This window comes from Methylomonas sp. 2BW1-5-20 (assembly GCF_052474515.1).
In genome coordinates this window covers 1,552,559-1,564,874 of sequence record NZ_CP184127.1, presented here as the reverse complement: position 1 = coordinate 1,564,874, position 12,316 = coordinate 1,552,559, and the positions used below count along the sequence as shown (strand labels likewise).

At 56.7% G+C, this 12,316-nt stretch carries 6 protein-coding genes; 5 read left to right on the top strand and 1 reads right to left on the bottom strand.

What is annotated here, in order from left to right; translation table 11 throughout:
- Nucleotides 1–8 precede the first annotated feature (8 nt).
- Nucleotides 9–1,031: an SUMF1/EgtB/PvdO family nonheme iron enzyme gene (locus ACH50O_RS07170; protein WP_446811334.1), complete on the top strand. Its 1,023-nt coding sequence runs from the start codon at nt 9–11 to the stop codon at nt 1,029–1,031.
- Between the two features lie 20 nt (nt 1,032–1,051).
- Complete coding sequence (locus ACH50O_RS07165; RefSeq protein WP_446811333.1) at nt 1,052–1,999, top strand: YkgJ family cysteine cluster protein; 948 nt, start codon at nt 1,052–1,054, stop codon at nt 1,997–1,999.
- 46 nt (nt 2,000–2,045) lie between these two features.
- On the opposite strand, the gene ACH50O_RS07160 is transcribed toward ACH50O_RS07165, so the two are convergent.
- Nucleotides 2,046–2,498 (bottom strand): hypothetical protein, encoded by a 453-nt coding sequence (locus tag ACH50O_RS07160; RefSeq protein ID WP_446811332.1) that lies wholly within the window; start codon nt 2,496–2,498, stop codon nt 2,046–2,048.
- Nucleotides 2,499–3,100: 602 nt separating this feature from the next.
- On the opposite strand from ACH50O_RS07160, the gene ACH50O_RS07155 reads away from it, so the two are divergent.
- From ACH50O_RS07155 to ACH50O_RS07145, 3 genes are all read left to right on the top strand, one after another.
- Nucleotides 3,101–3,232 (top strand): DUF3096 domain-containing protein, encoded by a 132-nt coding sequence (locus tag ACH50O_RS07155; RefSeq protein WP_301938338.1) that lies wholly within the window; start codon nt 3,101–3,103, stop codon nt 3,230–3,232.
- Nucleotides 3,233–3,302: 70 nt separating this feature from the next.
- Nucleotides 3,303–3,461: a DUF3309 family protein gene (locus ACH50O_RS07150; protein WP_446811331.1), complete on the top strand. Its 159-nt coding sequence runs from the start codon at nt 3,303–3,305 to the stop codon at nt 3,459–3,461.
- Nucleotides 3,462–3,600: 139 nt separating this feature from the next.
- A complete protein-coding gene (locus ACH50O_RS07145; RefSeq protein ID WP_446811330.1) occupies nt 3,601–12,300 on the top strand; it encodes a GH36-type glycosyl hydrolase domain-containing protein in 8,700 nt (2,899 codons plus the stop codon).
- The last annotated feature ends 16 nt before the right edge of the window (nt 12,301–12,316 follow it).

Genomic DNA, 12,316 nt, shown 5'->3' with positions numbered 1-12,316 from the left:
TCGGCGGCATGGATTTGACCAGCAAATCCCTGGCCGGCGCGGGCACAGCCTGCGCCGGCTTTGCCGTTCTCGGGTTAATCGCTTATGCCAATCTGCAACCGCTTTCCGCAAGCCCGTCGATGCCGATTCTCGGTGGCCGGCAGGCCTGCGAGGCCTATTCCGGACTGCCGGCCGATTGGCAGCGTAACCCACGTAGCGGTATGGTCCGCATCGAAGGCGGAGGCTTTACTTTAGGCACTCGCCTAGGCTACGAAGAGGAACAGCCGGAATTGCCGGCACAAACACAGACGTTCTGGATCGATCAAACCGAAGTCACAGTGGCGCAATTTGCCAGCTTCGCCGAGGCAACCGGCTATGTCAGCGAGGCAGAACGCGAAGGCGGGGCGGTGGTGTTTCATCAACCCAGTCAACAGGAATTACAACAACGACCTTATGCCTGGTGGGTCTATCAATCGGGCGCCAGCTGGCGACATCCGTCCGGTCCGGGCAGCACGCCGCTCGGCAATCGTCCGGTAACCCTGGTGACCTTTAACGACGCTCTCGCCTACGCCAAGTGGCTGGGTCGCGACCTGCCGACCGAACGGGAGTGGGAATATGCGGCCAAGGCGCATCGTCAGGACGGCGAATTGGAACACGAACCGCGCAATGCGCAAAATCAACCGCTCGCAAACTTCTGGCAAGGCAGTTTTCCGCAACAGAATCTGGCGGAAGACGGCTATAGCGGGCTGGCGCCGGTCGGTTGCTTTGCCGCCAATCCCTGGCAGTTGTTCGACATGATCGGCAACGCTTGGGAACAAACCAAAGATCCATATACCCCATCGCACGCCGTACTGGCTAATACCGCCGATACCGCTGCGAATCGCGCCATGGTGGTCAAAGGCGGATCGCATTTGTGCGGCCGCGACTTCTGCGTACGTTACCGACCGTCGGCACGGGAAGCTCACGAGGCTAATTTGCCGATTTCGCATATCGGCTTTCGCACCGTGATGCGCGAGACTGCCGAAACGGTCGCCGCCTTCGAGGTATGGTAATGGGCAAACCCGAGTTTACAATGGCTGCGGCATCGCCTGTTGCCGGCGACATCGGCTTCTCGTGCAACGCTTGCGGCAAATGTTGCAACAGCCCGCCGCTGATGAGTATCGGCGAACTATTGCATCACGAGGACCGGTTTATCGGGGCTTTAAATTTGCGCGGCGTGCCGTCGTTGCGGGCCGGCGACATTTACGCCGGCTATGTTTTATCCGACACCGATGCGGCAGCGTTTGACCGACTGGCCGAACAGCAATTGTTCAGCTTGCCGCGCGAGCAGCGTTATCGACTGGCGCTGATGACCCAGGCGGTCGATTACGAAACCTTGGCGCGCTGCCCGGCTTTGGCCGAAGACAATCAATGCGGCGTATATAACGACCGCAAACCGGCAGTCTGCGACATGGTGCCGTTCGACGCGCTCTACCCGGACGATTTGCAGCATCTGGTACTCAATGGCCGGCGTTATGACGCGGCTTGTATCGTGCAGGGTCCGGTGCCGGATAACTACGCTAAGGTGGTACTCAATCGCCGCGTCAACGACGATGGCTATCGTGAGGCATTGCAACTGCGGCGCAACGATTTGGCGCGGGAAAAACAGCTGTGGGGCGATGCCTTGTTTGCGTCACTGAATGCGGAATTGCTCGCCAATCCGGCGGCGTTGCGGCAATTTGGCGAGCAAAATTCGGCAATGATATGGCCGCTCGCACCGGTACTGGCCATTATTGCGGCCTATTCGGACGCCGCCCGCGAGCGCTGCCTACATTACGCCGAACGGCAACTGATACTACTGGAACAACAGATACAGCGCGCTATTGTGCGCAAGGTGCCGGCCGACAAACCGATGACCGCACTACTGCGCAGCTTCGTTCAGCAATATTCCGCGTTTATTGGGCAGGCGTCCGCCGGCGGCCCGACGGCAAGAACCGGCGAGCTTACCCTGTCAGAAATTCACCGCTATTTGGGTGCTTAAAAACGATACGCGCGAGCCAAGCACTCGTCGGGATAATTTCCGACGCCTACCGCTTTTTATCCGCACCTTTGACTTTGCATCCTTCACTGACACGTAGCGTAAATTTGCAAGGGGTTGGCTGTTGAGTTACCTGGCGGTCAACGCCGACAGAACAGCCCGCGTCTTCCATAATGGCTTGAGTTTCGTCTAAGGTGCACAACAGTAGTACTGCATAGGGGCTTTGATATTGCACTTTTAGGACATAGGATTCGAATTCGTCGGCCAACAGCTCAGGCTTGTGGTGGGTGGCTTCCTTAAGCAGGCTGCTGGGGTCCTTGCCGGTAGGCGCCTCATGTAGATCGTTAAAATATTGATCCACTACCGCACTCAGATTCGCCAATTTCGTGGTCAATAGGTTACGCAACTTCGGATCGGGCAAACTGGTCGGCAGATGGAAACCATAACATCCGGCTAATAGCGTGATAAAGCCGAAAATGATCAATACCCGGTGTTTCAACATGTCAATTCCTGTAAATCATAAATAGATTGCAAAGTGCGGTTTCATATCGCCATTACGGGATTGGAAAAAACGCACGAACCTTCTAAGCAGAAATCGCGCCTAAATAAAACAAGGCCCGGCAGCAAATGAAATTAACCATAGCGTTGCCTCATCTTGTTGTTTTTTAACCAATAAAAGTAAGTCACCTTCGATAAGTTTTGCAAAACCGCCTTTGTCGTTGCGCCGGGACAATCAGTCGGCTGCTTAAAGAGCAACAAAATTTATAAAAAATGCTGATTATGTGCTGAGTTTGAAGCATCGAACGAACTTCGGTCATTCGCAATTAAACCCGGATATCGTCTGATCACCTGGGAACAGTTCTGCTTTCGATATGCTCGACCAAGCCTCGGCTTGCAATAAGTAATTGCGGGCCCGGATTTGTCGGCGGCTCCCGTCGAAATGCTACGACGCTTGGCATAGGGATTTTTCCCAAATAAGGAGATTTCGGTTAATAGCCGATAAGGAACGGCAAGTGCGACCTGAAACAGGTGTGTGCGATAGCGTACAGACCCAACAGGCACTTGGCGTTAAGCTCCAATCTCCACTATTCGAGGAGGTTTATCATGAATCTGGCAATCGAACCCTTATTGGCCTTAGTAATCGGGATCTTGATTTTAATAGTCCCCCGGTTTCTAAATTATTTTGTGGCGGTCTATCTGATCGTTGTGGGGGTGTTGGGCCTAATACACCGCTAAGCAGTGTGTTTAGTTCAAACAATTTTACGCCGTCTCAAGTTAACGTCCTCACTCCATAAGGAGCACTACCATGTCACTTAGCACACTGATACTCATCATACTGATCCTGATGCTGCTGGGCGTAATCCCGGTTTGGCCGCACAGCCGTTCCTGGGGCTATGGACCCAGCGGCGGCTTAGGTTTGGTACTGGTCATCGTATTGATTCTACTGGTTCTCGGCAGAATCTAGTTAAACCACCTCTGAAGAAACGTTGGGTTCGATTTGCTTCGGCCCAACCGGTCTTTGCCAGCACCCTCCCAGCGAGGAACCAATCAGCATCGTCGACAGGCGATTCGCGACCACATTCATCAGATCGGAGCATTAATCCATGGCCAAGCGGCGAGAACAACGGCGGCATGTTAGAAGCGAGCATCCGGGAGGCGAGGAAGCACCGATACGCTTTGAATTGTTCAACACGGAACGCCTGGAACAGCACGCGGTAAGCCTGGCAAAAGCGCAAAAAATCACCACGCTGAAGAAAGGCCATAAATTGATTCCGCGAGTGCGCGAGAACGCCTTGGTATTGCTGGAAGCTTATAAGTCGGTCGCCAAGGCCGTGCGCGAGCAACACGCCATTACGCCTGCCGCCGAATGGCTACTGGACAATTTCCATGTCATCGAAGAACAGGTTAGCGACATTCATGTCGATCTGCCGGAAAGCTATTCGCGGGAACTGCCTAAACTAGCAGAAGGGGTGCTGGCCGGTTATCCGCGCGTTTACGGCATAGCTTGGGCCTTGGTGGCCCATACCGATAGCCGGTTTGCGCCGGATTTACTGACTTTGTTCGTTAAAGCCTACCAAAGTGTAGAGCCGCTCACGCTGGGTGAGCTGTGGGCGATCCCGATTACCATGCGAGTGCTGCTGGTGGAAAATCTGCGCCGTTTAGCCGTAAGTATCATGCGCTCGCAAAACGGTCGGCGCCTGGCGGACCAGTTCGTCGATCACGTCGAACAAATCGTCGCCCGCAGCGACAGCCCGGATCAGGCAATTCCAGCCGGCGTCTTACCGGCCGAGTCCTTACGGCAAGCCTATGCCGTACAAATTTTGCAACGGTCGCACGATCCGCATCCGGCAATAGCACTGTCATTGAAATTCCTCAGCGATTGGCTGGGCGAACAAGGGCTGAGCCTGGACGATATTGTGCACCGGGAACACGCAGCCCAAATCGCCGACAATATGACGGTGCGCAACATTATTACCAGCATGCGCGCGATCTCCGCATTCGAATGGCCGCAGTTTGTCGAGGATGTCAGCCTGGTGGATGCTTGTTTGCGCACGCATGAGGGTTATTTGGCCATGGATTTCCTGACCCGAGACCGTTACCGGCATGCAATCGAAGAACTGGCCAAGCGCTCTCCAGCCTCGGAAGTCGAAATCGCGAGGCGGGCAATTGCCGAGGTCCAAATCGCCGTCGATCAAGACAGCGGTGACGAACGCCAAATGGAGCCCGGTTACTACCTGATCGGTGCCGGCCGCTACGCTTTCGAAGCAAAAGTCAAATACCGCTCGACTTTCAAACAACGCCTGTTGCGCAGCTATGTTGCGCATGCCGGCTTGGCCTACGTCGCCAGTCTCGGCGTATTGACGCTGCTGTTGCTGGGATTGCCGTTAAGCGTATCGGCTGCTGCGGGACTAAACGGTTTTCAGTTGCTGTTGCTGGCCTTGGTATTAATGTTCCCGGCGTCGGATATCGCCGTTGGCCTGATGAATCATTTTATCGTCGCCGGTTTGCCGCCCAATCATTTACCGCGTCTGGAACTGAAAGACGGCGTGCCGGAAGCCTTGAGCACGTTTGTGGTGGTGCCGACGATGTTTGTCAGCGAAGCCGGGGTACGTCAACAAATCGAACAAATGGAAATCCGCTATCTGGCCAACCCGGACGGTGCGGTGCGTTTTGCCTTGTTGTCGGATTGGGCCGATTCGGAGCAGGAAACCCAAGCCAACGACGGTAAGTTGCTGAGCGTGGCTGTTGGAGCCATCAACGCATTGAATGCCAAATACCGGCAACAACGATTTTTTGTGTTTCACCGTAAACGCTTGTGGAATGCCAGCGAAAGCAAATGGATGGGTTGGGAACGCAAGCGCGGCAAATTGCAGGAATTCAATCGCCTGCTGCGCGGCGCCACCGATACATCATTTTTGCCGACAGCCGGGCAAGCGGCAGTCGCGCCATCCGGTATCTGCTATGTAGTGACCTTGGATGCCGACACCAAATTGCCAATGGGCGTGGTCGCGCAATTGGTCGGCGTGGCGGCGCATCCGTTGAACAAGCCCGTATTCGATGCCGACAGTCAAACCGTCGTGGACGGCTACGGCATCTTGCAGCCCCGCGTGACGCCGACCCTGCCGCAACGCCAGGAACGCTCGATGTTCCATCAAATATTTGCCGGCGCTTCCGGCACCGACGCTTATTCCAGTTCGGTATCCGAGCTATATCAGGACTTGTTCGGCTTGGGCACCTACAGCGGCAAGGGCTTGTATCATGTGGACAGTTTCGAGGCGGCGCTGGCCGGGCGAGTACCGGATAATACCCAGCTCAGCCACGATTTGTTCGAAAGCGTTTACGTGCGTTGCGGTTTGGTTAGCGATATCGAGTTTTTCGAGGAATTCCCGTCGCATACCGAAGTGGCGGCGTCGCGGGAACACCGTTGGACACGCGGCGACTGGCAGCTGATACCCTGGATTTTCGGCGCGCGCGGCAAAGGCATGCCGATGATAGGCCGCTGGAAAATGCTGGATAATCTGCGCCGCTCGCTGTCGGCGCCGGCGGCGTTTTCCGCATTGGTGGTTAGCTGGGCCATGCCGCATGCGCCGCTATTGCCCTTGATCGGTTTTGTATTGACGGCTCTGGCTTTTCCGGCGGTGTTAGCGATCACCGCCGGCTTTGCCGCACCTCGCCGCGGTATTAGCCTGGCGACGCATCTGCGCGGTGTAGGCGAGAACGTGGCTTGGGCGCTGTGCAATAGCCTGGTGGCGCTGACGCTGCTGGCGCAACAGGCCTGGTTGATGACCGATGCCATCGTCACCACCTTGATCCGGCTTTTTATCACTCGCCGCAAGTTACTGAAATGGGTCACGGCCCTGCAGGCTAAAGCCGGGGCAGGGCATGCGCTAAAGAATTTGATCCGTCCGTTGAGCCATTCGTCCTCGGTGGTATTTGGTGCCGGCGCGCTGGTAGTGCTGTTCAACCCGGACGCGATTGTGGCGGCCGCGCCGTTTTTGATGCTGTGGTGGTTGGCGCCTGTGGTGGCGCGGGCCTTGAGTCTGCCGCCAAAAATCGATAGCGCCGAAGCCTTATTGCCGGCCGATAGCGCGCAATTGCGTTTGTACGGGCGGCGCATCTGGCGATTTTTTACCACCTTTGTCACGGCCGAAGAGCATTATCTGCCGCCGGATAATTTTCAGGAAGATCCGCAGCCGGTGATCGCCCACCGCAGTTCGCCGACCAATTTCGGTTTGTATCTGTTATCCGTGGTTTCCGCCCGGGATTTTGGCTGGCTGGGTTTGAGCGATACCGTTACGCGCCTGGAAGCCACGCTGGCAACCCTTGCTGAATTACCTAGGTTACACGGCCATTTTTATAACTGGTACGACACCCGCGATTTGCAGATGCTGGAACCGCGCTATGTGTCCACTGTCGATAGCGGCAACTTGGCCGGCCACTTGTTGACGCTGGCGCAAGCTTGCCGGGAAATGGCCAGCCGGCCGCTGGACCTTAGCAACGCCCTGAGCGGATTGGCCGATACCCACCGCTTATTGCTTAAGGCCTTGGCGGACATAAAAGACGACCGCCGCACGCTGACCGTAACCTTAGCAGAATTACGACAAAAAACCGACATTCTGGGCAGGCTGTTAGCCTGTCGTCCAGTCGATGCCGCAGCCTGGAGTGCGTTATGGCAACAACTGACAATTTGCGCCAATGCCTTGCACGATCTAGCCAACGCCCATGCGGTCGAACGCGGCGACAGCCTGGACAACGAGGTATTGGCTTGGGCCGGTCAGTTATGCGATGACATCCGTTCGCATGCGCGAGACGTGGCTACTCTAATACCGTGGATTCATTTTCCGGCTCAATATGCTTCGGTCTGTTCGCAGGCTGCCGATTTAAGCCAACAATTCGGACTGGAAACGCCGCTTTGCCTGCTCGCCGCCAGTTATGCGCTTTGGTCTGATCACGAAGAGTGTTCGCAACCGGAACCGGCCGCATCGGAAGTAAAAGCGCTGATTGTCCTGCTACGCCGGGCCGGCGACCAAGCCAAGGCCTTACATGATCGTCTGGAAAGCATGGCCGAACTGCTGGAAGGCTTGTTCCGGGATATGGATTTCCGATTTTTGTACGATGCCAATCGGCACATGTTTGCTATCGGTTATCGGGTCGCGGAAGGGGCTATCGATCCCAGTTATTACGATCTGCTGGCGTCGGAAGCCAGACTATCCAGCATTATCGCCATCGCAAAACGCGACGTGCCGAGTACTCACTGGTTCCATCTGGGTCGGCGGGTGACTCGCGTCGCCCATGGCACGGTGCTGCTGTCCTGGTCCGGTTCGATGTTTGAATATCTGATGCCTTCCCTGGTGACATTTACCCCGCGCTACAGCCTGCTCGATCAGACCTGCCGCTTGGTGGTAAAACGGCAAATCGAATACGGCAAACAGCGCGGCGTGCCCTGGGGCGTGTCGGAGTCGGCCTTTAACGGTCGTGATTTGTATTTTACCTATCAATATTCCGCGTTTGGCGTACCCGGTCTGGGCATGAAGCGCGGCTTGGGCGAGGAACTGGTCATTGCGCCCTATGCCACGGCATTGGCGGCGATGTATCTGCCGCATGCCGCGGTCGAAAATTTCACTCGCCTGGAACGGGAAGGCGCGCAGGGGCGCTACGGTTTCTACGAGGCTTTGGATTTCACGCCGATCAGGTTGGCGGAAGGACAGCGCGTGGCCATGGTGCGTTGCTATATGGCGCATCATCAGGGCATGTCGTTGGTTGCGTTCGCCAACGTGGTACACGACGGTGTGATGCGGCATCGTTTTCATCGTGCAGCGCTAATCCAGTCGGCGGATTTATTATTGCAGGAACGCATTCCGCACGGTGCCGACACCAGTGTGCTGCCGTTGTTGCAGGAACTGTCCGATGTGAAGGAAACCGTGCAACCGCCGGTACGGCGAGTGCCGTCGCCGATGTCAGCCGTGCCGTCCACACTGCTTCTCTCCAATGGCCGTTACTCGGTGATGATGACCGCCGCCGGCTCGGGTTACAGCCAATGGCGAAACTTGGCGGTGACCCGTTGGCGCGAAGATACCACCCGCGATGCCTGGGGCAGTTATTTATATCTTCGCGACGTCGACAGCGGCCAGGTTTGGTCGGCTGGCTACCAACCTACAGTCGCAGCACCCGAACACTACGAGGTGGTGTTTGTAGAAGATAGGGCCAGAATCACGCGCACCGACGGCGCCATAGTCAGCACGCTGGAAATCGTGGTGTCGCCGGAAGACGACGCCGAAATCCGCCGGCTGAGTTTGACCAATAACAGCATGCATGAGCGTGAAATCGAAGTGACTTCGTATGCCGAAATCGTGCTGACGACCATGCAAGCCGATATAGCGCATCCGGCTTTTTCGAATTTGTTTGTACAAACCGAATATCTGCCGCAAACCCGGTCTTTGCTCGCGCATCGTCGGCAACGTTCCGCGGATGACCCGCAATTGTGGGCCGCGCATGTTTTGGCCGACCGGCAAACCGGCGACGGTTTGCAATACGAAACCGACCGCGCCCGTTTTATCGGTCGCGGCCAAACCCTGCGCGCGCCGCTGGCGGTGATGGACGGCCGGCCCTTGAGTAATACCGTTGGCTCGGTGCTAGACCCAATATTCAGCTTGCGCACGCGCATTAAAATTGCGGCCGGCGCTACCGAACATTTGACCTTTACCACGCTGGTTGCCGCATCAAGGCAGGCGGCGGCAGATTTGGCGGACAAATATCATAATTTGATGGCCTGGGAGCGCGTATCCGCCTTGGCCTGGACCCATGCGCACGTGCAATTGCACCATTTGCACACTAAGCCCGACGAGGCCCAGTTATTTCAGATGCTGGCCAATCGTTTGCTTTATGCCGACCCGTCCTTAAGGCCCGCCGGTAAATTGCTGCAAAGCAATACACTAAATGTGACCGGCTTGTGGCGCTACGGTATTTCCGGCGACAGACCCATTTTATTGTTGCGGGTCGGCGAGCCGGAAGACCGCGGGATTGTCGAGCAACTATTGTGCGCCCACGAGTATTGGCGAATCAAAGGCTTGGCGGTCGATCTGCTGATTCTGAACGAGAAGGAAGTGTCTTACGTCGAGGATCTGCAAAATTTACTGGAAAGTCTGGTGCGGGAAAGTCGGGCCCGTTCGGCCTCGGCGGAATACGAACCGCACGGCGCTATTTTTGTGCTGCAGGGCGGTTTGTTATCCCTGGAAGAACGGCGTTTATTGCAAACCTCGGCGCGGGCGATGCTGGTCGGCAATCGCGGTACCTTGGCCGAACAATTATTACGCCACCCTCGGCCGATCGCGTTATACGTTGCGGAAAGAACCGCGCCCAAGGAAACACCGGAACAGCCGCCGTTGGCCGTGCCGCCGCTGGAGTTTTTCAACGGTCTGGGCGGCTTTGCCGATGACGGCCGAGAGTATATGATCGTGTTGGACAAAGGCCAGAACACGCCCGCACCATGGATCAATGTAATTGCCAATCCCGAGTTCGGCTTCACGGCGTCCGAACTGGGCAGCGGCTGTACCTGGTGCGGCAATAGCCGCGAAAACCAATTGACGCCGTGGTCGAATGATCCGGTCGGCGATGCGCCGGGCGAAGTATTTTACATACGCGACGACGACAGTAACGTATTGTGGACGCCAACCGTGCTGCCGATCCGAGTCGAGAATGCCGGTTATTTGATTCGGCACGGCCACGGCTACAGCAGTTTCGAGCACACCTCGCACGGCATCCATAGCCAATTGTTGCAGTTCGTCAGCAAGGACGACCCGGTCAAAATCTCTTCCTTGACCTTGACCAATGTCTCTGGGCACCGCCGATGCCTGACCGTAACGGCTTATCTGGAATGGGTGCTCGGTGCCTCGCGTAGTGTCACCGCGCCGCATATCGTCACGGAATTGGACCCGGAAACCGGGGCCATGCTGGCTTACAACCCTTGGGATCAGGAGTTTGGGACACGCGTTGCCTTCGCCGATCTGGCTGGCAAGCAGACCGCCTGGACCGCCAATCGCACGGAATTTCTCGGCCGTAACGGCAGCCTGGAATCGCCGGTCGGCTTATTGAACCGCAAACCGCTGAAAAACCGGGTCGGTGCCGGTATGGACCCGTGCGCGGTTTTGCAAACCACCATTGAGTTGGAACCGGATGAGAAGATTGAGATAGTATTTTTACTGGGACAAGGCAAGGATAAACCACATGCGGCCGAATTGATCCGGCGCTACCGTATGGCCGATGTAACAGCGACGTTTGCCGAGGTCAAGCAGTCTTGGCGGACGATACTGGGAAAGGTGCAAATCAAAACCCCGGACCGCGAGTTGGACGTAATGTTAAACGGTTGGCTGTTGTATCAAACCTTGAGTTGCCGGATGTGGGCGAGGGCGGCGTTCTATCAGGTGGGCGGCGCCTTTGGGTTTCGCGATCAATTACAGGACAGCATGGCCTTGGCGGTGACCAGGCCCGATTTGACCCGCGCACATATTCTACGTGCCGCCGCCCGCCAATTCGAGCCGGGCGACGTGCAACATTGGTGGCATCCGCCCACCGGTCGTGGCGTACGCACCCGTTTTTCCGACGATCGGGTCTGGTTGCCGTTTGTGGTCGCGCATTACCTCAAGGTCAGCGGCGACATCCCGATACTGGAGGAATTACTACCGTTTCTGGAAGGGCCGGAGTTGGCGGCGGAACAGGACGACGCGTATTTTCATCCCACCGAAACTTCTCGGGAAGGCAGCCTGTTTGAGCATTGCGCACGCGCGCTGGATTTAAGCTTGGCAACCGGCGCGCACGGCCTGCCGTTGATCGGTAGCGGCGACTGGAACGACGGCATGAACCGAGTCGGCAACCGGGGGCAGGGCGAAAGTATCTGGCTGGCCTGGTTCCTGATCAAAACTCTTTCGGAGTTTGCCGACATTGCCGAAACGCGCGGCGCCAACGAACGGGCCGAACGTTGGCTAGCGCACGCCGGACAACTACGGATTGCCGTCGAAGCGGAAGGCTGGGACGGTGCTTGGTATCGGCGCGCCTATTTCGACGACGGATCGCCGCTGGGTTCGGCTGCCAATTCCGAGTGCCGCATCGATTCCATCGCGCAAAGCTGGGGCGTCATTTCCGGCGCCGCCGAGCCTGAACGCGCTCGGCGGGCGATGGAATCGGTACGGGAATATCTGGTGCGTTACGGCGACGATCTGCTGTTGCTGTTCACGCCGCCGTTCGACAAGACCGAACGCGATCCCGGTTATATCAAAAGTTATCCGCCCGGCATTCGCGAGAACGGCGGGCAATATACCCATGCGGCGATATGGTCGGTGATTGCTTATGCGATGCTCGGCGAAGGCGATCAGGCCGGGGAGCTGCTGCGCATGCTGAATCCGATCAAGCGCACCGCCAGCCGCACCGGGGTATATGCGTATAAGGTTGAGCCTTATGTACTGGCGGCGGATATCTATTCAGAAGCGCCGCACGCCCGGCGCGGCGGCTGGACTTGGTACACCGGCGCTTCCGGCTGGTTTTACCGGGCCGGACTGGAATCCATTCTGGGTTTGCAAGTGCGTGGCGACCGTTTGATGTTCGAACCGTGCATACCCAGAGCGTGGCAAAGTTACAGCATGGTTTATCGGCACGGCGCCAGTGTTTACCAAATCAGCATTGATAACCCGAACGGTGCGACCCGAGGTATTTACAGCCTGGAACTGGATGGCGTCGCGCAAACGCTTGGCAACGGTATCAAATTGGCGGATGACGGACAACCCCATAAGCTTAAACTGGTGTTAGGTTAGTTAGGGGTTATGCATT